Source organism: Oceanidesulfovibrio marinus, assembly GCF_013085545.1.
In the GTDB taxonomy this organism is placed as follows: Bacteria; Desulfobacterota; Desulfovibrionia; order Desulfovibrionales; family Desulfovibrionaceae; genus Oceanidesulfovibrio; species Oceanidesulfovibrio marinus.
This window is the reverse complement of sequence record NZ_CP039543.1, coordinates 900,503-920,535: the sequence shown is the minus strand read 5'-3', so window position 1 is coordinate 920,535 and position 20,033 is coordinate 900,503. Positions and strand designations below refer to the sequence as shown.

Annotated in this window: 21 protein-coding genes; 11 read left to right on the top strand and 10 right to left on the bottom strand. The window is 61.2% G+C overall.

Annotated features, from left to right (window positions below; translation table 11 throughout):
• Positions 1–97: 97 nt before the first annotated feature.
• Positions 98–838 (bottom strand): SIR2 family NAD-dependent protein deacylase, encoded by a 741-nt coding sequence (locus tag E8L03_RS04075; RefSeq protein WP_171266647.1) that lies wholly within the window; start codon positions 836–838, stop codon positions 98–100.
• 121 nt (positions 839–959) lie between these two features.
• Here E8L03_RS04075 and E8L03_RS04070 point away from each other — a divergent pair, with 121 nt between their 5' ends.
• Positions 960–1,439 (top strand): 2-thiouracil desulfurase family protein, encoded by a 480-nt coding sequence (locus E8L03_RS04070; RefSeq protein WP_171268432.1) that lies wholly within the window; start codon positions 960–962, stop codon positions 1,437–1,439.
• On the opposite strand, the gene E8L03_RS04065 is transcribed toward E8L03_RS04070, so the two are convergent.
• On the bottom strand, positions 1,436–1,723 hold the full coding sequence (locus E8L03_RS04065; protein WP_144234594.1) for a hypothetical protein: 288 nt from the start codon (positions 1,721–1,723) through the stop codon (positions 1,436–1,438). The genes E8L03_RS04070 and E8L03_RS04065 overlap by 4 nt on opposite strands.
• A gap of 203 nt (positions 1,724–1,926) precedes the next feature.
• A complete protein-coding gene (locus E8L03_RS04060; protein ID WP_144234593.1) occupies positions 1,927–2,427 on the bottom strand; it encodes a hypothetical protein in 501 nt (166 codons plus the stop codon).
• Positions 2,428–2,663: 236 nt separating this feature from the next.
• Between E8L03_RS04060 and E8L03_RS04055 the strand changes: the two genes are divergently transcribed.
• The 5 genes from E8L03_RS04055 to E8L03_RS04035 all read left to right on the top strand — a co-directional run bounded on the left by E8L03_RS04055 (position 2,664) and on the right by E8L03_RS04035 (position 6,884).
• Complete coding sequence (locus E8L03_RS04055) at positions 2,664–3,512, top strand: aldo/keto reductase (protein WP_244963659.1); 849 nt, start codon at positions 2,664–2,666, stop codon at positions 3,510–3,512.
• A gap of 173 nt (positions 3,513–3,685) precedes the next feature.
• Positions 3,686–3,856: a hypothetical protein gene (locus tag E8L03_RS04050; protein WP_153307162.1), complete on the top strand. Its 171-nt coding sequence runs from the start codon at positions 3,686–3,688 to the stop codon at positions 3,854–3,856.
• A gap of 121 nt (positions 3,857–3,977) precedes the next feature.
• A complete protein-coding gene (locus E8L03_RS04045; RefSeq protein ID WP_144234591.1) occupies positions 3,978–4,439 on the top strand; it encodes a hypothetical protein in 462 nt (153 codons plus the stop codon).
• A gap of 278 nt (positions 4,440–4,717) precedes the next feature.
• Positions 4,718–6,319, top strand: coding sequence for a serine/threonine protein kinase (locus E8L03_RS04040; protein ID WP_171266645.1), 1,602 nt, complete (start codon positions 4,718–4,720; stop codon positions 6,317–6,319).
• Positions 6,320–6,590: 271 nt separating this feature from the next.
• Positions 6,591–6,884, top strand: coding sequence for a hypothetical protein (locus E8L03_RS04035; protein WP_144234589.1), 294 nt, complete (start codon positions 6,591–6,593; stop codon positions 6,882–6,884).
• 259 nt (positions 6,885–7,143) lie between these two features.
• Here the strand turns inward: E8L03_RS04035 and E8L03_RS04030 are convergent, their stop codons facing one another.
• From E8L03_RS04030 to E8L03_RS04015, 4 genes are all read right to left on the bottom strand, one after another.
• A complete protein-coding gene (locus tag E8L03_RS04030) occupies positions 7,144–7,821 on the bottom strand; it encodes a GDSL-type esterase/lipase family protein (protein ID WP_167512372.1) in 678 nt (225 codons plus the stop codon).
• Between the two features lie 56 nt (positions 7,822–7,877).
• Positions 7,878–9,683: an SLC13 family permease gene (locus E8L03_RS04025; protein WP_144234587.1), complete on the bottom strand. Its 1,806-nt coding sequence runs from the start codon at positions 9,681–9,683 to the stop codon at positions 7,878–7,880.
• 137 nt (positions 9,684–9,820) lie between these two features.
• Entirely contained in the window at positions 9,821–10,309 is a 489-nt protein-coding gene (locus tag E8L03_RS04020) for a Cif family virulence factor (protein ID WP_144234586.1), read from the bottom strand.
• Positions 10,310–10,504: 195 nt separating this feature from the next.
• The gene (locus E8L03_RS04015; RefSeq protein WP_144234585.1) at positions 10,505–11,188 is read right to left on the bottom strand and encodes a queuosine precursor transporter; all 684 of its coding nucleotides are present in this window, start codon (positions 11,186–11,188) and stop codon (positions 10,505–10,507) included.
• A 259-nt stretch (positions 11,189–11,447) separates the two neighbouring features.
• Between E8L03_RS04015 and E8L03_RS04010 the strand changes: the two genes are divergently transcribed.
• The gene (locus E8L03_RS04010) at positions 11,448–12,494 is read left to right on the top strand and encodes an IS481 family transposase (protein WP_171266644.1); all 1,047 of its coding nucleotides are present in this window, start codon (positions 11,448–11,450) and stop codon (positions 12,492–12,494) included.
• A 621-nt stretch (positions 12,495–13,115) separates the two neighbouring features.
• Here the strand turns inward: E8L03_RS04010 and E8L03_RS04005 are convergent.
• On the bottom strand, positions 13,116–14,576 hold the full coding sequence (locus E8L03_RS04005; protein WP_244963718.1) for a GGDEF domain-containing protein: 1,461 nt from the start codon (positions 14,574–14,576) through the stop codon (positions 13,116–13,118).
• Positions 14,577–14,782: 206 nt separating this feature from the next.
• Between E8L03_RS04005 and E8L03_RS04000 the strand changes: the two genes are divergently transcribed.
• Positions 14,783–16,489, top strand: coding sequence for a glycosyltransferase family 4 protein (locus tag E8L03_RS04000; protein ID WP_171266642.1), 1,707 nt, complete (start codon positions 14,783–14,785; stop codon positions 16,487–16,489).
• Positions 16,490–16,567: 78 nt separating this feature from the next.
• Here E8L03_RS04000 and E8L03_RS03995 read toward each other — a convergent pair whose 3' ends face one another.
• Positions 16,568–17,449, bottom strand: a complete 882-nt coding sequence (locus tag E8L03_RS03995) for an alpha/beta fold hydrolase (RefSeq protein ID WP_171266641.1) — start codon at positions 17,447–17,449, stop codon at positions 16,568–16,570.
• A 201-nt stretch (positions 17,450–17,650) separates the two neighbouring features.
• Here E8L03_RS03995 and E8L03_RS03990 point away from each other — a divergent pair, with 201 nt between their 5' ends.
• The 3 genes from E8L03_RS03990 (at position 17,651) to E8L03_RS03980 (ending at position 18,985) form a co-directional block, all read left to right on the top strand.
• The gene (locus E8L03_RS03990) at positions 17,651–18,163 is read left to right on the top strand and encodes a nitroreductase family protein (protein ID WP_171266640.1); all 513 of its coding nucleotides are present in this window, start codon (positions 17,651–17,653) and stop codon (positions 18,161–18,163) included.
• A 5-nt stretch (positions 18,164–18,168) separates the two neighbouring features.
• Positions 18,169–18,528: a tRNA-binding protein gene (locus E8L03_RS03985; protein ID WP_171266639.1), complete on the top strand. Its 360-nt coding sequence runs from the start codon at positions 18,169–18,171 to the stop codon at positions 18,526–18,528.
• 163 nt (positions 18,529–18,691) lie between these two features.
• Positions 18,692–18,985, top strand: a complete 294-nt coding sequence (locus E8L03_RS03980; protein ID WP_144234579.1) for a flagellar biosynthesis anti-sigma factor FlgM — start codon at positions 18,692–18,694, stop codon at positions 18,983–18,985.
• Positions 18,986–19,019: 34 nt separating this feature from the next.
• Here E8L03_RS03980 and E8L03_RS03975 read toward each other — a convergent pair whose 3' ends face one another.
• Positions 19,020–19,808: a lytic transglycosylase domain-containing protein gene (locus tag E8L03_RS03975; protein WP_244963657.1), complete on the bottom strand. Its 789-nt coding sequence runs from the start codon at positions 19,806–19,808 to the stop codon at positions 19,020–19,022.
• Positions 19,809–20,033 lie beyond the last annotated feature (225 nt).

Here is a 20,033-nt window from a genome sequence, read left to right as displayed (position 1 = left end):
GCTGCGCGCATGGCTACGGCCGTGCAGCGCATGGGACGTATGCCTGAGAAACTGGGAAGGGCAGGAAGGCTGGGAACAGGCGAGGCGTTCGAGACATCTACATGGCGGGAACGAGCCGCGGCAGGATGTCGCCGGAGGCGCCAAGGAGCATGATATCCACGTGCGGAGAGAGCGGCGTGGGCTCCAGGTTGACCTCGATGAGCGTTGCGCCGCTGGCTGCAGCGGCGTCGGCCAGGGAAGCCGCCGGCTGAACCAGGCCCGAGGTGCCCACGATGATGAAAACTTCGGCGCTGACAGCTGCCTCGAAGGCCTTGCTCCAGGCGTCCGGGTCCAGATGTTCGCCGAACCAGACCACACCGGGACGGAGCGGACCGCCACATGCGCACTGTGGCGGCGCGATGTTCGGATCGGCGCCGAGCTCCGGGTCGCGGTTCTCGAAGGTCGTGCCGCACGACTCGCATCGCACCTGCCAGATGGAACCGTGGATCTCGACCACGTTCCTGCTGCCGGCCAGGGCGTGCAGACCGTCCACGTTCTGCGTCATGACGGTGGTTCCGGGGCGGACCTTTTCGAGAAGGGCGAGGGCGTGGTGCGCCGGGTTGGGCCGCGCCTTGGCGATGAGCTGCCTGCGCCAGGCGTAGAACTCCCAGACGCTCGCGGGATCGTTTTCAAAGGCTCGGGGCGTGGCGAGCTTTACGGGGTCCATGCCCTTCCATAAACCGCTCGCCCCGCGAAATGTGGGAATGCCGCTTTCGGCGGAGATTCCTGCACCGGCAAGAACTCCGATTCGCTGTGCGGAGCTGATGGCTGCGGCGGCATCACGTAAGTCACGATCCATGGCGATCCAGTAACAAATCTATATGCTCAAGTGAATTGGAAAAACCGCCGGTTTGCCGGCAGTCAACGGATGTCCAGGAATAGGTGAACGACGAATGATCGACAGGAACGGCGGAACCTCTATGCAGCCGGAAGCCCTGGAAGCGCGGTTGTTTGCGCTCCCCGGACCCATTGCCGTGAGCGCCTGTCTGGCTGGCATGCCCACTCGGTACGACGGCACGGACAGGGCGCATCCTTTAGTGGCCAGACTCATTGCCGCGGGCAAGGCGCTGCCCCTGTGTCCGGAGCAGATAGGGGGCCTGCCCACGCCGCGCAAACCGTACGAAATCCGCAACGGCGTGGTGATAGCCCAGGACGGGGACGACGTGACCGAGGCGTTCCAGAGGGGCGCGCGTTCGGCCGTGAAGCTCTGCCTGCAGGCCAAGGTGCGCGCCGCCGTGCTCCAGCCGCGCTCGCCAAGCTGCGGATGCGACATGGTTTATGACGGCAGCTTCGGCGGCGTGCTCGTGCCCGGCCACGGCGTGTTCGCAGGCATGCTGCTGGACGCGGGAATACAGGTGCTCAACGCCGCCGTGTTCGATACGGAGGCGTCGCGCGGCTAGTCGTCCGCCTCTTCTTCGGGCATCAGCGTCACCTCGATCTCCTCTTCGTCCTCGTTGTCGACGATGTCGTACCGGCCGGCGCGGACGGCACCGAGATTGCGCTTTTCCGCCTCCTGAACAAAGGCGTTCTCCACGGCGTAGGCCGCGTCTTCCTCGCAATCCTTGTTGAAGAAGAGCCGTAGAGGCTCACCAGCATGCTCCGGAAACTGGACCATGAAGACGTTGTGCGAGGCGAAGACAAGGTCGTCGTAGGCGTACGTGGCCTCGAAACCGATTGCTTCCATGATTTCCCGCAGGACGCCGAGGGGACGATTATTCGGTGTGGATTCCTGTGTCATGATGCTGATCCGTTCTTTTTGAAGGGAAGGCGACGGACAGGCGTGTGACCAGCCGCAACCGTGAATACATGAAATGACATACAATAAGAAAACGCCGCGGGCCGGAACAGACCCCGCGGCGTTTCGCAACGTATTGGCAACGGCGGCGCCTACTGGGCGTCGATGGTGTTGTCCTGCTGTTCCTGGGCCAGATCCTCGGGGCTCAGGTTCCACCAGGCCATGCCGTCGCTGGTCTTGCGGACCTTGATGAGCTTGGTGTTCTCGCAAAGAATCTTGTTCATGAGAAAGACCCACTCGCCGTCGATCTCGTTCCACACGCCGTACACCTTGCACTGATCGCCACGGCGCAGCATGGAGAGGTCCTTGTCCACGAAGTCGGACGGCCCGACATGCACAAGGATCTCCTCCTTGGTGTCGCGGTCCTCCACGATAATGCCGGTGCCGGGTGCCATGTCCGGGAAGGGCTCGATGGGCACGGTGCGCATGAATGTCGCGTAGAACTTTTCCCGGTCCTCGGGAATGTAGAGCTGCTCGTACTCGCTGTCCTTTTCCCAGCCTTTCAGATTCATGTCGTCCGCGGCGTGCGCCGGCAGGGCGAGCAGAACGCCGAAAAAGAGCAGGGATGCGATGAGGCTGAATCGGTGGAGCATTGTTTCCTCCGAAGTAATTTGCAGTGTGCACAAAGCTTGATCTGCCGATAACAAAGCAGTGTAGGTATTTTATCCGCATTTGCAACCGATTTCTCTTGGCCGGACGTGTTCCAGCTCCCTCCGGGCCGCCTTGTGCCGGGCTTCGGGACCGCGTATTCTACCAAAATGGGACCACCCTCGGTCGGCGTGGTCTGGCACCGCAAACCGGCCTGTGGCCAGCATACATGGAGGCATCGATGCCGGCGAAGATGAGCTTTGGAACGGATGGCCCCGAGGTCACACGCGTGGGCCTGGGCGGAGAGGGCGTGTTGCGAACCTTCGGCCGCGAGGAGGAGGCGCGGTCCGTCATCCAGGCGGCCATTGACAACGGTATCGGCTACTTCGACACCGCGCCCGCATACTCCGGCAGTGAAGGCTATCTGGGAGAGGCGTGGCGCGCCAATCCCGGCGTGCGGGAGACGGTGTTCCATACGAGCAAATCGGCCCAGCGCACGGCCAGCGGTGCTTTGGCTGATCTGGATCGCACCCTCGAAACCCTTGGCACGGACTATCTCGACCTCTGGCAGATCCACGACGTGCGCACCATGGACGACGTGCAGGCCATCGAAGGGCAGGGCGGCGCCCTCGAAGCCTTCGTCACTGCGCGGGAAAGGGGGACAGTGCGGCACATCGGCGTCACCGGCCACCACGACCCGCGTATCCTCACCCATTGCATCACGCACTGGCCGCTGGATAGCGTGCTGCTGCCGGTGAACCCACTGGAAGGGGCCCTAGGCGGGTTTTTGACCGAGACGATGCCGGCGGCGCTGGAGCGCGGCATGGCCGTCATCGCCATGAAGATTCTGGGCGGCGGGCATTATGTCGCACCGGAAAGCGGCCTCACGGCGCGCAGCCTTCTGGCCTACGCGCTGTCGCACCCAGTCACCGTGGCCATCGCAGGGTGCTCCACGCCCGAGGAGGTCAAAACGTTGGTTACGGCCGGAGCCGAAGACGCGCCGCCGATGGGCGCCGATGAGCGCCGGGCCCTGGAAGATGCCTTCCGGCCACATGCCAGGCGGCTGGCTTTCTACCGCGGCGTGCTGTGACCTGCCGGGCGGAGCGTATCTACCGTCCGATTTTCGGTCAGATTTCAGTGACATCTTTCTCCCCGAGTTTATTGACACTTCTGTACGAGTATGCAATCTTTAGAGAAGCTCTAGACTCTTCCTACGCGAAATCTGGACTCTTTCAAGGACCTTCCAGCTACAGGAGCACTGTCATGGATCCGTGTGAAGCGCTGCGAGAACACCACCGACGGGAAATGGAACGACTGGAAAAGCAGCAGCTCGAGGACGCAAAACGCAGAGCGCAGGATCTTCGGGAAATCGAGATTATCGTGGAAGAAACCGTACGCATCTACACGGAACGTTCTGATCAGGAGTGCGTGTAGGACATGCGGCGCGCGTGATCATGCGCCGCATCGCCAACATGCCTGCTCCACCTGCTGGGTGTCTTGCTCGGTTTTTCGTGCCGGGCTTGCGGAAGGCCCTGTTCCCGTTTATAAAAATTCGATGATTGCATCCATCCGCCTTGAATCGAAAACGGTGAGCTTTGTCCTGGCCGCCGTGCTTCTCATCAGTGTCGGTTTTGTCATTCTTGGCGTCAGCCACAAGGATACAGGGCAAAAGATACTGGGGAAGGCCGAGGCCGATCTGGCCGCCTTCACCATTCGCTTTACCGAGCTTGCGAACCAGGACAATCAGGACGCGATTTCCGTGAAGGTGACCAGCGCCATGGTTTCCCATTGCATGCGGCTGAGCGAGGTGTGCCGCCTGTCGCAACGCCGTCTGGTCAGGCAGGGCGATCTCGTCCAGCTTGCCCGGTTCGAGCGGGATATAGTGAATGTAGTCGCCGTGGCGACAAGTAACCTGACTGTCGTACAAGATCCGCGAGTTCTTAACGCAATGCTCGTATTCCAATCCGCCGGGGTGGAGATGGCGAGCAGGATTCGGGCCTTCCGCCTGGGCACTTGAGCCGTTTTTTCGGGTTGCGGCGTTTGGTGCTTCATGCGTATAGTCCGCCTGGCTTTGTCCTGTGTCGGCAGGTAAATGGGTGTTTGCTTGCGCTCGAAAAACCTTCCCGCAGAATACGCGTACGGATGGAAAGAGCTCCCTGACGGCACCTTTGTCGTGCCGTCTCGGATGGCAAGGACGTTGCATTTGCTGATTGCGTTCGTCGGTTCAAATGACGGTATGATCAGGCCAGCACACGATACAACAACGAGCACCCAAGCCCACGGCTGAATTGATCCATGGCTGAGAAGTCACTCTTTTGCAAAACGACGATTTGGAATCTTCTCAAGAGGAACGAGCCCCTCTTCGGTGGATGGACCGTTGTCGACTTCATCGGAGCCGGCGCCTTTGGCTGCGTGTACAAGCTGGAGCGCGAGGACCTGGGACAGAAGTTCACCTCGGCGCTCAAGGTCATCTCGTTGACGCGGCGTCTTTCCCGCCACGAGCGTTCCATCAAGCAGTTGGAAGACTCCATCAGCCAGGATGCGCGCGAGCTCGTCCACCTCTACAGCCTGGGCGGCCACCAGAACATCGTGGGCTGGCACAACCACCAGGTTTTCCATCAGAAGGATGAGGAGTCCGTCACGGCGCTTGTGGCCGTGATGATGGACTATCTGCCCAACTCGCTGGCCGAGGAGATGAAGAAGGGGCCGATTCCCTGGCGCCGGACCATCGAGATTCTCTCCGACTGCCTGCGCGGCCTGGCCCACATCCACGCCAAGAGCGTGATCCATCGCGACATCAAGCCCGAAAACATCTTCATCACCGCGGAAGGCACGGCCAAGATCGGCGATTTCGGCGTTGCGCGCCGCGTTTCCGAGACCGACCACGCCGAGACCCGCGTGGGCACGCCGCTGTACATCGCCCCGGAGGTCATTAAGGACCCCTTCGGCCACGGTTACGACTTCCAGGTGGATATTTACTCCATGGGCATGGTCGCCTACGAGATGCTCACCGGCAGGCTGCCCTTCGAGGTGGAGTGCGAGGGCAACAAGAACTGCATGGTGAAGAAGCGCCTCTCCGGCGGCACGGTGCGATTCGAGACCGACGGCGTGCCTGAAGGCGTGCAGCAAGCCATCCTCGGCGCCCTCAGCTACGATCCGCTGACGCGCTACTCCACAGCGCTGGAGTTCCTGGAATCGCTGGAACGCGCCGTGGCGACCGGCGGGCAGGAGTCCATCAGCCCGTTGGAAATCGTCATCCCGTATCCGGACGACCCGGAGGCAATTGCCGGGTCGGAGTCCGCGCCCGAGGCTGCCGCTCCCAAGCCGCAACCCGCGGCCGCGGAGAAGCCGGCGCCGTCAAAGCCCGCTGAAACGCCACAGAGCAAGCCGGCTGCCAGCCCGACAGGAAACGGCCAGTCCAGCTTCTACAGCGATGACGACGAGGACGACGAGTTCTTCAAGCGTTCAAAGAAGTCGCGCACTTCCTCGTCCTCAACCTATCCGCCGCCGCGGCAGAACGGCGCTCCCGCGTCCATTTACGGCGATGTGTACGGCAGCTCGGACAAGGGAAGGCACAAGGTCCACAATATCGGCGTCTCCCTGTTCATCGCCGCGGTAGGATGTGCGCTGGCCCTGTGGGTGCGAGACAACGACGTCTCGTCATCCGCAGTGTTCATCGGCGTTTATGTGCTGGCGGCCGGCTACTTGATCACCATGAGCTATCGCTCCCGTGTGGCCACGGCCGCCGTCTTTTTTCTCTCGCTGATGGTCTACAACTACGTGTACGTGGGCTACTCCTTCGAGGGCATACTCGGCGCCGTGGAAGTGTTTCTGCTGTTCTTCTATATCGGCTGTATCTTCCTCTCCCAGCTCATCCACAGCTATTTCGGCAGGTGACGTGCGCCCGGCGCGCGCCGGGCATATGCCGCGTCCGCATCCAGGCATCCTTGCGATTTTCTCGCATGATGCGTATTTCGTTATCGGGCATATTGGAATGCGCACGTGTGATGGTGTATTCTTATCTGGCATTGGATGTGCATGTCGACCGAAAACGTTGCCGCATCGAATGGGTTTTGACGCGGCAGTTGCGTGCGATACTGCTGCAACCTGTGCAGTGTATTGCTACCTGTTCCACGATAACGATTCTGCCAGGACTGAGACGCACCCGATGAAGAATACTCTGTACTGCGCCACATGCGGATTGAGCGGTGCCGATTACGAGCTGCTCCAGGACATGCTCGCTTTCGAGGATATCAAGGCGTTTGACGGCTACATGCCGCGCAAGCTGGCCATGACCCGCGCCGAGGAGGATATCCAGCGTCTGGAAACGCTGGGGTTGATAACGCGGGGATGCTGGGGACAGTGCGACAGGATGCGCGGCATGAAGCTGACACCCAAGGGCCAACGCGTCATCAGGATGTGGCAGGAAGATATCGAAGCGTTCGCCGGCCCCAGGCAGTGATCACGGCCGGGATGCCGCAGCGGCGACGCTTTTGGTCGAATGCTTACGGAATCATCCGGTCAGCCAGCGCTCAAAGAGTCCAGCCCCTCGGTCCGTGTGTACCGTAGTTTCAGGATAGATTGAGAGAGTCTGCGGCAAACCGTGGCTCGGCATCCTGGCCTGACCAACCCCAGACAATGAAAAGACCGCCGTATGGAACGGCGGCCGCGCAGACTTTCTGTCTATTCATGCGCATCGTTTCCGGATGCGCACGCCCCTGTCAGAGCTTGTCCTTGATCAGGTCGTACCAGACTGCGTACCCCTTCTGATTGATGTGCAGGCCGTCGAGAGACAATGCTTTCTTCAGATTGCCGTTGTCGTCTTCAAAATGCGGCGCCAGGTCTATGAACTCCAAGCCGCTTTGGTCGGCGAGTCTCTTCAGCCGTTTGTTCACATCGCGGATCTTGTCGTTGTTCACGTATTCGGTGATGCGCGGGAAATCCTCCCAGTTCACCGGCAGCAGGGACTGCATGTAGATCTTCGTGTCCGGCAGGGCCAGCTCCAGCGTGTTCACAATGTACTCGTAGCGCTGGACCAGCCCGTGGAACTGGTCGCGGATGATATCGTTCACGCCGAGCAGGATGAAGATCTTGTCCGGCTTCTCCAGGACCAGCTCGTTCAGACGCATGAGCACGCCAAAGGTGGTATCGCCGCCAATGCCCCGGTTGCGCAGGCCGTGCTTGGCGAACTCCGGGAAGACCAGCCAGCCTTCGGTTATGGAATCGCCGAGAAAGACCGTGCCGCCGCGCCGTGTATCCTGGGCAAAGAGCACCACACGCACCAGGTAGTGATGGCTGGGCATGAAGGGGGGAATGTTTTTTGCCGCGGAAGTCGTTGCCGAAAAAAGCACCACGGCGCACAGCAGGACGACTGTCGAGAGGATCTTACCAAGAGGCATGAAAAGTCTATACGCACGAGGCGCCGGGAAGCAAAGTGAAAAGCTCGTAGGACTCATCAGTACAGGATGTGCAGCGTGAGCGTGAGTACGACCAGGAACAGGATGCTCAGCGGGGTTCCGGCCTTGACGAAGTTCAGGCTGGTGTAGTTGCCCGGTCCCAGGTAGAGCGCGTTCACCTGGTTGGTGGGCAGGAGAAACGAGTTGGAGACCGCCATGCCCACAACCAGCGAGGCCACGCGGGGGTCGGCGCCAATCTTCTGGGCCATGCCAATGACCAGCGGCACCAATAGCACCGTGGCTCCCACGTTGGACACGACCAGGGTCAACCCTGTGGCGATGATGCCCACGAGCAGATAGAACAGGAGGGGCGACGGCGAGCCCACAATGTCCAGCATGTGGAAGGCCAGCCATTGCGCGGCTCCTGTCTGCTGCATGGCGAGGCCCAGAGGGATGAGGCCGGCCAGCAGGAAGACCGTGCGCCAGTCCACGCCGCGATAGGCATCGTCTATGGAGAGCACACCGGTCAGGATCATGCCCAGGGCCCCGGCCATGAGACAGACCGAGATGGGCAGGCTGGTGAACGCCACGAGCCCGGTGCCCAGGCCGAAGCAGCCCAGGGCGATCCGCGCCTTGTGCGGCTGCAGGACCTCGTAGTCCAGGGACTGCGCGAACAAAAGCTGTCGCAAAGGACGCATGCGGTGGAAGCTTTCCCAGCTCCCGTGCATCAGGATGACGTCGCCGGGCTCCATTATCCATTTCGCCAGAAAACCGTAGTGCGTGTGGCCGCCGCGGGAAACAGCCATGACCGCCATGTGGTACCGGTGGCGGAAGCGGCCGTCCTGGACGGACTTGCCCACAAACTCGGAGTGGGGCGGCACCACGGCCTCCACCAGCCCGGCCAGATCGTCGTTCAGGTCGGCGGCGAAAAGCCTCAGACGCGGCCGGACCAGAAAACCGTGCGCCTCGGCCAGCACCCGCAGCTCCTCGGGCGTGGCGTAGACCGCGATGGTGGTGCCGGGGACAATGCGCGTGCCGCGGTCCGGCGGCAGCAGCTTACCTTCACTCTTCGAGCGGTACAGCCCCACCGTATGCACATGGAATTGGTCGCACAGGGTGCCCACCTCCAGAGTATCCTCGGCCGTGGCCGGATACTTCAGCTCGTAGAGGTTGCCTATGCCCGGATAGAACGGGGAGGGGTCGCCGTCCGGGTCGATCTCCTCGGTCTGGCGCGTTTCGCCGCCGGGCAGCATGCCTTTGCCGAAGATCACAAAATAGGCGATGCCGGCCGCCGCAAGGGCCAGTCCCACCGGCGTCACGTCGAAGAGGTCGAACGGCTTCAGACCAAAGGGCGTCATCAGATCGTTAAGCATGAGCAGCGGGCTGGAGCCCACCAGTGTGATGGTGCCGCCCAGAATGGCCGAAAACCCCACGGGCATGAGCATCTGCGAGATGGGCCGGCCGGTGAGGCGGCTCATGCGCTGGACCACCGGCAGGAAAAGCGCGGCCGCGCCTATGTTCTGCATTAAGCTGGAGCTGATAGACACGGCGACGCACAGAAGCAGGGTGGTGCGTCGTCTGCTGCGACCGGCCAGACGGGTGAGCGGTCGGACCATGCGGCTGACCAGGCCCGTGTGGTCCAGCCCCCGCACCATGATGATGGTGGCGATAATGGAGATGACGGCCGTGGAGGAGAACCCGACAAAGGTATCTTTGCCCTGCACCAGACCCAGCAGCGGCAGGCTGATCATGACCAGGATGGCGACCACGTCCACACGGAGCCATTCCGTGAGGAACAGGAGGATGGTGACTCCGACAACGACGAAAACAAGAGCGATATCGAGTGTGAAGGGGGGGGCGGTCATGGATTCGTTGTCAGCGCTCCATCGTTGCAGGCCGCATGGCCAGATTGGGATCGGTTGAGGAGTGCCACCGCCAGGAAGCGATTTTTGATGAGGGCAACACCGCAGCTCAACGCCGCCGGTGTTTCAGCGCACTAAGTTCAGATGACTCCCGCCATCTTGAGGACGCGTCCCACGATCCCGGACTCTCTGGTGTCGTCCTTGACGATGAGCCAGCCCTGGCCGTTTTTAGTCAGTTCCAGATGCTTGTGGAAGTTGAAATGCTTGGAGAAGGCGAACAACCTGCCGCGCGAGGGGATCACGCAATCCACAGTGGCGTTGTCGCCATCGATGTCTAACGATTCCACCTCCACGCTCTTGAACCTCGCGTTCACGTCCTTCCAGGCGCGGACGGCACGGCGCATGTTTGTTTGCAGGTCATGCTCCATGGGGTCGCCCTCCAGGGAGATGACCGGTGAATCGGCGTAGAGATCGAGCAGGCCATCGAGGTCGCGCCGGTTGGCAAGGCGGATGTAGCGGGCCAGGACAACGTCGATACCGGACTCGTGGACCTCGTCCGGACCCTGTACGGTGGAGGTGTCCTCGCCGGCGGCGGAACTGTGTTGCGTGTCGTGGGAATGTCTGGTCATGGCTTCCGTTTATACAGGTGGACACCGATCGGCGCAACATGTGTGCGGGAAAAGGCCGGAAAGGCAGTCCGGACCCATCGAAAGCGGCGGCAGAAGCAGCTCCCTGTATGGAAACAACAAACCCCGCCAGGTGCGGCCATTCATGTGGATGAACCGTGGCCCGGCGGGGCGAAGAATGCGCAGGGTGATACGCCGCTATGATTGCGCCGCGGCCGTGGGCCGCACCCAGCCTGCCACGTAGATGAACGGTGTGTCCAGGCAAGCCACAAACGCCTTCATCAGGAACGTGGTGAAGAAGATCTCCCAGACCACGTTGGCCGGGAACACGCCCCAGAATGCGGCCAGGGTGAAGATGGCCGAGTCCAGGAACTGCGAGGCCAGGGTGGAAAGGTTGTTGCGCAGCCACAGATGTTTGACGCCGGTGCGCGCGCGGATTTTGTGGAACGCCCAGACGTCGTGCAGCTGGGACACGAGGTACGCCACCATGGAGGCGGCGGCCACGCGCGGCATGAAGCTGAAGATGGCCTGCAGGTGCGGCTGCACGAAGTCGTCCGCATTGGGCGTGAAGAGCAGAGCGATCTGCATGTAGACCGTGGCCATGAGCAGCGCGAGGAAGCCCAGGAGCACGGCGCGGCGGGCCTCTTCCTTGCCGTGGTGCTCGGAAAGGATGTCCGTGGCCAGGAACACGCTGGCGTAGAGTACGTTACCCAGGGTGGTGGTCATGCCGAAGATATCGATGACCTTGAGCACCTGGATATTGCAGAGCACGAGGTTGAAGACCACCAGGGCGAACATGCCGGCCTTGCCGAAGAAGCGGTATATGAAGACTACAAGGGTCAGATCGAGAAGGGCGAAGCCCAGCCACAATGTCTCGTTCATGGAAAATACGTCCTTAACTGGCGTCCTCTGGAGGGCGGGATAAAATCAGTGCTGCCGGAAACAGTTTTGATAGCGCATCATGTGGGGGTTGTGAAGGGGGAAAGGATACGAGAAAAGGTGGTGGCGAAATAGGAGAGGTGATGTGAACTGAGATGGATATAACCTGACACTGACCACCAAAAGGTTGTGGTCATGCCGTCCCTGGCTGGGTATCGATGGAGTTGCGAAGCTTCATCCAACCCGCAGCGAGGAGAACGCCATGACCACGAAACGCAAAGTAGCACGAAGGAAGATGAGTCTGCTAGAGCTGGCTACCGAGCTGGGAAACGTCAGCAAAGCCTGCAAAATCATGGGCTATTCCAGGCAGCAATTCTACGAAATCCGGCGCAATTACCAGACCTTCGGCGCTGAAGGCCTGCTGGATCGTCTGCCCGGGCCGCGAGGCCCGCATCCCAACCGCGTTGACGAGGCTGTCGAGCAGGCAATCCTCGACTACTGCTTGGCCCACCCCACGTACGGCCCGCTCCGCGTCGCCCAACAGCTTGTCCTGCAGGGCGTTCAGGTCAGCTCCGGCGGCGTCCGCGGCGTCTGGAGCCGGCACGGCTTGCTCACCCGACACGAGCGACTGCTACGGCTGGAGAAGAGCGTGCGGGCGCAGCGCCTCGAACTCTCGGACGAGCAGATTCGCGTTCTGGAGCGCTTCAGCCCCGAGTTCCGCGACCGACACATCGAGACGCGCCACACCGGCGACCTCGTGGCCGTGGACACCTTCTTCGTGGGCACGCTCAAAGGCGTTGGACGCGTGTATTTACAGTCTGTTATCGACTGCCACAGCCGCTACGCCTGGGGCCGACTCTACACCACCAAGCTGCCGGTCACCGCGGTTCACGTGCTGAATGAAGACGTGCTGCCGTTCTTCGAGGAGCACGCCGCGCGCATCTCCACGATTCTGTCGGACAATGGTCGCGAGTTTTGCGGTCGACCGGACAGGCATCCGTACGAATTGTTCCTGCAATTAGAAGGTATTGAACATCGCACGACACAGGTTCGGAGGCCGCAAAGCAACGGTTTCGTGGAGCGGCTGCATCGGACGCTGCTCGACGAACATTTCCGCATCAAGGGCCGCGAGAAGTGGTACGAATCGGTGGAGGAAATGCAAGAGGATTTGGATAGTTACCTGAACCACTATAACCGGGAACGCACCCACCAGGGTCGCGGCATGAACGGCCGAGTGCCCTACCAGGCGTTCCTGGACGGCATCGTAAACGACGAGGCAGAGGCAGAAACAATCGAAGAAGCAGCATAACCATCACCCCGCCAGGGGCGGAGTGTCAGGTGAATACTATCTCTGTACAGGTGATGGTAGAAGAGAGTCAATTTTTGTAGTGTGTTATCTGCTTAGATATTGATACTCAGATTGATAAATGGCACATGTCCCTTTGTAATAATTGCTTTAAGCTATCTCGTGGAATATGGGGCCAACAGGATAGTTTGCTATGAATATAACTGTTTAGAGTCTAAAAAAATGATCGATCTGATTCTCTATGTCTTTGGCATTTTATATATTGTCTGCATATTTTTTTGTATTTGTATATATATTTCTGGGTTTGTTGTAAGCATCATTGCGCTGTGTTACCGATTTGAAGTTGATAGGTTGTATAAGGAAATCAAACATCGTGAAGGAAAAATTAGTTTGATTAAATCCAAAATAATGAAACGGGATGTGTGGATGAATCGAGCTTTCAAGATGTACAGAAATATGGTCATCGCTTTGACCCTATTGATTCTGTATTCAATTCTCTGGGCACCACACTTGGATGCTTTCAATGCTTTGATCGGCACTTTCCAGTGATACTAATACGTTTCACAAAAAAAGACGCCGCCCCATGGCAGCGCCTTTCCGAAGCAATCCGTTCTTCGTAGTAGCTCAATGCATTGCTGCAATTGATGGGCACTCGTTTTCATACGGTGCCACCACAACCTGGTTGCGGCCCTGGTGCTTGGCCCCGTACAGGGCGCGGTCCGAGCGGCGAATCAGCTGCGGCGCCGTGATATGCGGCGAATCCGGTGCGATATCCGCGATGCCGATGGATGCCGTGATCCTGAAGTGCGCCCCTTCCTCGAAGAAATCGAGACCCGCGATCTCATGGCGCAGACGCTCAGCCAGGACGGAGGCCTGCACGCCGCTGGTCTGCGGCAGAATCACGGCGAACTCCTCGCCGCCGTAGCGGGCCGGGTAGTCGCAGGTGCGCACGGCGTTGCGGATGGTCCGGGCCACGGCCGCCAGCACCGCGTCGCCGGCCAGGTGGCCGTAACTGTCGTTGATGGGCTTGAAACGGTCGATGTCCAGCATCAGCAGACTCATGGGGTGGCCGTAGCGTTGATGCCGCACGATCTCTTCCTTGAGCCGGCGTTCGAATGCACGGCGGTTGTGGATCATGGTCAGGCTGTCGTAGTCGGCCTCGTTGCGCGCCTCGCTGAAGAGGATGGCGTTGCGCAGGGCCAGGCCCAGGTGGCTCACGGCGGAGTGCATCAGCTCCACCTGGTCGCGCCCCAGCGAATAGTTGATGGAGCCGGCAACGGCGATGCAGCCGAACACGTCTCCGGCCGCCTTGAGTGGCAGAATAAGGGTCCTGCCCTTGGACGGCGGACGCACGATCCGGCCATGGGCGGGCAACTGCACGATGCGGTAGTCCTTCAGCTTTCTGGAGCTCAGGGACGCGGCGCTTTCCAGCAGCAAGCTGCACCAGCTCTGACGGGCGCTTGCGGAAATGTTTTCCGCCAGGAAGAGCTCGGCCTCGAAAGCCGCATCATCCTGCGGCCCCCAGATGCAGGCGTGCAGGGCGCTGATGTCTACGAGCTTGGAAAGCTCGGCCTGGGCGATGCCCAGAAGCTCCACAGGGTCCATGCTCTCGGCCGTTCGGGCCAGGAATCCGTTGATGAACTTGAGCTGCTCGTTCTTGCGCGAAAGAAGCTCCCGCTCCAGAACGATCTCCTGGGTCATACGGTAGATGTCATCGTAGAGCCGGCGCACGGAAATGGCGCGTTCGATGACCGCCGTGAGGCTGTCCTGCTCCAAGGGCGTATTGATGGCGGCGTCCGCGCCGGAAGCCGTGGCGTTCTGCACGGTCTCTGCGTCCGCGTCTTCGCTCAGGATCACCGCTCGGGTGACGCCTTCCAGAACAGGGACAGCCTGGGATGCGCGCCCCCACGCGCTCCAGGTAGCCAGAACGAGAAACGGTTCGTCGCGGTCGAGATCTTCGGCCTGGGGAAGCGTATCGCCGCTCCAGGTTGCAAGACGTGCCCTCCCGCGCGCCGCGTGGCGTATCGCCTGAGCCTCGAGCTCTGTCAGCCCGATCCCCCACATGATCAGTTCGTTGCGTGCCATAGCGCTCACGTCATCAGCTCCTTGTCAGTACAGTAATCGGACAGTAATTTTTGCAGCGTGAGATGGATGACTTCATTTACAGCAATTCCTGCGCCCAGTTTCTATTTTATGAAGAGCGACGGCATGTTGCATAGGTGAAATCTATGCCAGTAGGCAAAAGAGTCGATCATTTGACAGGCCGCGACAGATGTGGCTTTGCTCCCGGTATGACACAGCACGCAGATTGGGGAACCCTGGACCCGTTCTACGAGGGACTTGCTGGCAAGGTGGTCATGGGCCGGCCCGTGGCCAACGCCGGTTTTCTGGATGCCTTGCTCCGGCGCGATCCGTTCCCGCGCTACCATTTCTATCTGGAGAGCGAGCGACTGGCCGCCATGCAGAGCCAGGAGCTGGAGCGGCGCCATCCAACGCTGCACGCTCGCGGCGCCTTTGTCGTGGATACATGGGCCGCGTTGCCGCACGCTCTGGCCACGAACAGGTTCCACGCGTTTCACCTTTCGGATTGCCACAACAGGCCGGGGCCCATGGTCAGGCTGCGCAACCTCCATGCGCCGGACATCTTCCCCATCACCGCCACCACGCACTCCCTGAGCTTCCAGGAGTTCAAGCGGCACGTGCTGGCCCACCTGTGGCAGGGCGTCACCCCGCGGGACTGCACCGTGTGCACCTCGCGTGCGGCAGAGAAGGTCATGCAGGGGTATTACGGCTGGCTACGGGAGGCGTACGGCCTGGGCAACGCGCTGTTCCGCGAGCCTACCCTGGAGATCGTGCCTCTGGGCGTGGAGCCGAAGGCGTACCTCGCGCCGGACCCGGCGGAAAAGCGCTGGCTCCGGGAGATGCTGGCCGCGCACGAATCCGACGAAAAAGTGCAGGGCGGTCTGGCCATTCCAAAAGACGCGGTCATGCTGCTGGCCCTGGGCCGGGTGTCGCCCGGCCTCAAGATGGACCTGCTGCCTGTGGTCCGGGCCGTGCAACGGCTTGTGGTAAAGGGCCGCGATCCCAGCAGCCTCTGCCTCGTGGTGGCCGGCTCCATGCCGGCAAAGGACCCGTACCTGGATCTGCTCCAGGCCCTGGCCAGAAACATCGGCCTGACCGTGCGGCGCGTGCCGCGGCCGGACGAAGGCCTCAAGCGCACGCTCCTGGCCGCCGCGGACATCTTCATCTCGCCATCGGACAACGTACAGGAAACCTTCGGCCTGACCATCCTGGAGGCCGGGGCCTCGGGTCTGCCGGTCATTGCCTCGGACTGGGACGGCTACCGCGACCTCGTGGCCAGTGAAGGAGAAAACGCCACGGGCATTCTGGTGCGCACCTTCGGCCGTCAGGAACAATCGCCGATGGACGACGCCATGGGCTCCATCCTGCCCGGAGATGTCCACCATCTGCGGCTCGCACAGTCCACGGCCGTGGACGTTGCCGCGCTCGCCCGGGCCATCGAGACCCTGGCCAGCGATGAACCGCTACGCCAAGCCATGGGCCGCCGGGCGCACGAGCGCGTGACCGGGCAGTTCTCATGGGATCACGTGGTGGAGCGCCACCTAGCGCTCTGGGACGAACTCTGGACCCGCACGGTGGATGAGGACGCGGCGCGCAAGGCCACGCCGCCGTTCGAGCTGCCGTATGGACGCATCTTCGGCTGGCATCCCTCGGCGAAGTTGAATGGGCTGATTGTTCAGACAAGCCGCAGCGGGGAGAACGTCTATCGCGGCCGGGAGTTCCCCCAGGTCTACGCGGACCTGGACGGCTGGCTGCCGGAGCAGGCGCTCAAGCCGTTGCTGGTGCTGGCGCGCAAGCCCCGCCCGGCGGCCGAGCTTGTGCAGCGCCTTGCCGCGGCGCAGTCCCTGACGCCGGAGGAGGCCGAACGCCTCGCGCTCTGGGCGCTCAAGCACGATCTGCTGGAGATTGTGGAGTAGGGGTGAACCGCCGCAGCTCATGCTATCAACCGGATAGGACAGGCAGCACGACCTTTAGCGGTAGAGCCTTCTGCACAGCTACACTGACTTCACACATTCCTTGAAGAACTCCGCCACACGGCGCATCACTGGCCGGCTGAAGAGCATGCAGACGTGCGTCACGGCCGGGCTGTGCTCTGTGCGCCAGCCATGCATCTTCGGGTCCATGGAGCTGTTGGGCAGCACAAAGTTGTCGATGGGCGAGTAGATGGCCAGGCACGGGAAGGGCGGCGCGACGTCGCGTTTTTCCAGCTCCTGAATCAGCTCGCTGCGATAGATGATGGAGCGGCCCAGCTTGCCCACGGCCAGGGCGGCGAGCTTGCTGCCTTCCAGGGGCGCGCCTATGGTCGTTGCGCCGGCAATCTTGCACTCGCCATTTTCCACAGCCATGCCGCTGGAGGCGTAGCCGCGGATGAGCAGCCCGCCCAGGCTGTGTCCCACCAGAAAGACGGGCCGGCCGCCATGCCTGGCGCGGGTTGCGTCCACCATGCGGTCCAGCTTCTCCAGCAGGGCGAAGTAGTCCGGTCCGAAGGAGTTGTAGGAGTAGGCGTAGACATGGCGCACTCCCGACCGTTTGAGCTTCCAGCGGAATGCCAGCCAGTTGGAGGCGTTGCCGTACAGGCCGTGCACCAGGAGCACCGGGACATCGCCGTTGTCCTCATTTACTTCGCCGCGGCGTTTGGGTGACCAGATCCAGCCGGTCACGGGCGTGGTGAGGGTCTGCAGGTAGATGCCGATCTCGCTCAGAAAGCCGAAGCCCAGGATGCGCCGGATTATGGCGGAGGAGCTGTAGCCCATGTCGGCGAGGGTTTTCACGTAGCCGGAGTTGCGCGATTCATACAGAAAGAAAAGCAGGGTGGTGGCGGCGACCCAGAACCCGGCGGCGCAGGCGATGAGGAGAATGATAAAGAGAGTGGTCATGGGGGTGGTTCTCCGATATGGATACTGCTCGGTTACGGTTTTGTGTGCTACGCCGTGCGAGCTGTCAACGTAAAGCGGACAGGCCAAGGGTCCGGACATTCGTTTTCCTTGACCGCTCATACACGAATGTTATTCTAGCGTACCAATACTGCATACAAAAAGAATCTTGAGCAACTTTTCACGAAGAGTTGGAGGACGAACATGAACGCCATGGAAGCCATACTGACCCGGCGCAGCATCCGCGCATATACCGAAGAGGCGGTTACCGACGAACAGGTAGAGACGCTGCTGCGCGCGGCCATGGCCGCACCCTCGGCAGGCAACGCCCAATCCTGGACTTTTATGGTCATTCGCGACCGCGAGCTGCTGGACGCCGTACCCACTGTGCATCCCTACGCCAAGATGACGCCCCAGGCGCCGTTGGCCATCCTCGTGTGCGGCGATGTCTCTGCGGAAAAATATCCCGGTTTCTGGGTGCAGGACTGCAGCGCGGCCGTGGAGAACCTGTTGCTGGCGGCTCACGCCACGGGCCTCGGCGCTGTCTGGACTGGCATCTACCCGGACGCCAGCCGGGTGGAAGGTTTCCGCCGTCTCTTTTCTCTGCCGGAGCACATCATTCCCCTGGCCCTGGTGCCTCTGGGCCATCCCAAGGAGCACAAAGAGCAGGCGGATCGTTTCAACCCCGACAAGATCAAGCGCGATCGCTGGAGCTGATGAGCATGGATCAGGAAAACGGCGTGGAGTCGCAGATCGAGTGGGACGATTTTCGCCGCGTGGACATACGCGCTGGCCGCATCCTTTCCGCAGAGCCGCTGGCCAAGGCGCGCAAGCCTGCGTACGTGCTGACCATCGACTTCGGACCGCTGGGGCAGAAGCGTTCCAGCGCCCAGATCACCACCCTGTACGATGCTGACGAGCTGCCGGGCAAGCTGGTCCTGGCCGTGGTGAACTTCCCGCCCAAGCGCATCGCCGGCTTTGTCTCGGAGGTGCTTGTCCTGGGCCTGGACTCCGAGTCCGGCGAAGGGGTCTCGCTCATCGGTCCGGATCATGACGTGCAGCCGGGCTCGCGTCTTTACTGATAAAACGGAACCGGCCGCAGCCCCTGGAGCACAAGGCCTTCGAGACGATATCCCAAGAAAATAATGGACGATTGCGTTTGACGCCTAAATATTTGCGCAAAGGTCGTCGATAGAACAAGTACGCCAGCACAATTTGTAATAACGACCAAACAGCGCAAGACCAATGGACGTCAAGAAACCAGGATACGCAGCCGAACACGCAGCCCGGGCCGAGGCCCATCAGGCGCGGACCAGGCGCAACGCCAAGAGCGCGGACGGCAACGCCGACTTTGCCGCGAAGCTTGCCCGCTGCCAGGAAAGCGGAGAACGGGACTCGTCCCGGACTTCTGCGGATCAGGAGCGCGCCGAGCGCGTTCTGGCGCTCAAGAAGAAAGTGGCCGAAGGCCAATACCGCGCCGATCTGCACGAGGTGGCGCGCAATCTGCTGTTCAACGACAACAGCGAACCCCTCCTGTAAATTCCGGCGGCGCAGCCGGAACGCACACCCGGCGCTAGCCGCTGCCGGACACTTCCAGACCTTTCAGCCGACCGTAGCGCGACATGATCAGCGCCACGTAGCGCCGCGTCTCGCCGTAAGGCGGCACGCCGCCGTACTTGAGCACGGCGTCCGGCCCGGCGTTGTACGCCGCCAGGGCCAGCGGCACGCTCTTGAACTTGTTCATCATCCAGCGCAGGTAGCGCGCCCCGGCCGCGATGTTCGCCGCCGGATCAAAGGGGCTGGTAAGTCCCAGCTCGCGCTGCGTTCCCGGCATTATCTGCATGAGCCCCTGTGCCCCCTTGGGCGACACGGCTCCGGGTACAAAGCCGGATTCGAGCTCGGCCACGCAGTAGACCAGCAGCGGGTCCAGGGAGTGGCGCTTGGCCGCCTTCCGGATGAACTTCATGTACGAGCTGCTTGCGCTCGGGTGGGGATAGGGCCGGCTGGCCCAGCGCTGCGGCGTGAGCGAGGAGGGAATGCCGCGCGCGTGGGAGACCTCGGGCAGGTTGGTGAACCCGGTGAGCGGCCCTTCCGGATCGTCGATGGCGTCGTTCTCACGCAGCGACTTCACCAGCTTCTCATATCGCTCGGCGTCGCCCTCCGTGTTGCTCTCGCCTTTGCCGCGCTCCAGATTCTTCAGGGGCTTGTACTTGTCGTTCTTCTTGGTGCGGCTCAGGTGGAGCATGCCCAGCGGATCTTCATACCCGTACCACTCCGCCTGCGCGCACGGCGCGGCCAGAGAACCTGCGGCGATAACGGCGCAGAGGAGGAGGACAAGGCGAATCAGGCGGCGGATGGTCATGGGCGCGTGGGTTGTTGCTGGTGGAGAACGAGAGGAACCCTCGTTCACAATACATGAATATAGGACGCGTCGTTTCCAGGTCAAGCCACCTCGCACGAGCACATCGTGTAAAAAACACGCACAGTTCGGTTGAACTCCGGCACGGTTCTGCATACAAATGGATGATGATGATTCGAGACGGCGTTCGCCGGCTCCCATAACCGCCATGCTCTTCTAATCCCGATA

Excerpts from the sequence above, each read along its gene's own strand:
- E8L03_RS04075 (WP_171266647.1), bottom strand. The coding sequence starts at position 838 with ATGGATCGTGACTTACGTGATGCCGCCGCAGCCATCAGCTCCGCACAG.
- E8L03_RS04070 (WP_171268432.1), top strand. The coding sequence starts at position 960 with ATGCAGCCGGAAGCCCTGGAAGCGCGGTTGTTTGCGCTCCCCGGACCC.
- E8L03_RS04065 (WP_144234594.1), bottom strand. The coding sequence starts at position 1,723 with ATGGAAGCAATCGGTTTCGAGGCCACGTACGCCTACGACGACCTTGTC.
- E8L03_RS04060 (WP_144234593.1), bottom strand. The coding sequence starts at position 2,427 with ATGCTCCACCGATTCAGCCTCATCGCATCCCTGCTCTTTTTCGGCGTT.
- E8L03_RS04055 (WP_244963659.1), top strand. The coding sequence starts at position 2,664 with ATGCCGGCGAAGATGAGCTTTGGAACGGATGGCCCCGAGGTCACACGC.
- E8L03_RS04050 (WP_153307162.1), top strand. The coding sequence starts at position 3,686 with ATGGATCCGTGTGAAGCGCTGCGAGAACACCACCGACGGGAAATGGAA.
- E8L03_RS04045 (WP_144234591.1), top strand. The coding sequence starts at position 3,978 with ATGATTGCATCCATCCGCCTTGAATCGAAAACGGTGAGCTTTGTCCTG.
- E8L03_RS04040 (WP_171266645.1), top strand. The coding sequence starts at position 4,718 with ATGGCTGAGAAGTCACTCTTTTGCAAAACGACGATTTGGAATCTTCTC.
- E8L03_RS04035 (WP_144234589.1), top strand. The coding sequence starts at position 6,591 with ATGAAGAATACTCTGTACTGCGCCACATGCGGATTGAGCGGTGCCGAT.
- E8L03_RS04030 (WP_167512372.1), bottom strand. The coding sequence starts at position 7,821 with ATGCCTCTTGGTAAGATCCTCTCGACAGTCGTCCTGCTGTGCGCCGTG.
- E8L03_RS04025 (WP_144234587.1), bottom strand. The coding sequence starts at position 9,683 with ATGACCGCCCCCCCCTTCACACTCGATATCGCTCTTGTTTTCGTCGTT.
- E8L03_RS04020 (WP_144234586.1), bottom strand. The coding sequence starts at position 10,309 with ATGACCAGACATTCCCACGACACGCAACACAGTTCCGCCGCCGGCGAG.
- E8L03_RS04015 (WP_144234585.1), bottom strand. The coding sequence starts at position 11,188 with ATGAACGAGACATTGTGGCTGGGCTTCGCCCTTCTCGATCTGACCCTT.
- E8L03_RS04010 (WP_171266644.1), top strand. The coding sequence starts at position 11,448 with ATGACCACGAAACGCAAAGTAGCACGAAGGAAGATGAGTCTGCTAGAG.
- E8L03_RS04005 (WP_244963718.1), bottom strand. The coding sequence starts at position 14,576 with ATGGCACGCAACGAACTGATCATGTGGGGGATCGGGCTGACAGAGCTC.
- E8L03_RS04000 (WP_171266642.1), top strand. The coding sequence starts at position 14,783 with ATGACACAGCACGCAGATTGGGGAACCCTGGACCCGTTCTACGAGGGA.
- E8L03_RS03995 (WP_171266641.1), bottom strand. The coding sequence starts at position 17,449 with ATGACCACTCTCTTTATCATTCTCCTCATCGCCTGCGCCGCCGGGTTC.
- E8L03_RS03990 (WP_171266640.1), top strand. The coding sequence starts at position 17,651 with ATGAACGCCATGGAAGCCATACTGACCCGGCGCAGCATCCGCGCATAT.
- E8L03_RS03985 (WP_171266639.1), top strand. The coding sequence starts at position 18,169 with ATGGATCAGGAAAACGGCGTGGAGTCGCAGATCGAGTGGGACGATTTT.
- E8L03_RS03980 (WP_144234579.1), top strand. The coding sequence starts at position 18,692 with ATGGACGTCAAGAAACCAGGATACGCAGCCGAACACGCAGCCCGGGCC.
- E8L03_RS03975 (WP_244963657.1), bottom strand. The coding sequence starts at position 19,808 with ATGACCATCCGCCGCCTGATTCGCCTTGTCCTCCTCCTCTGCGCCGTT.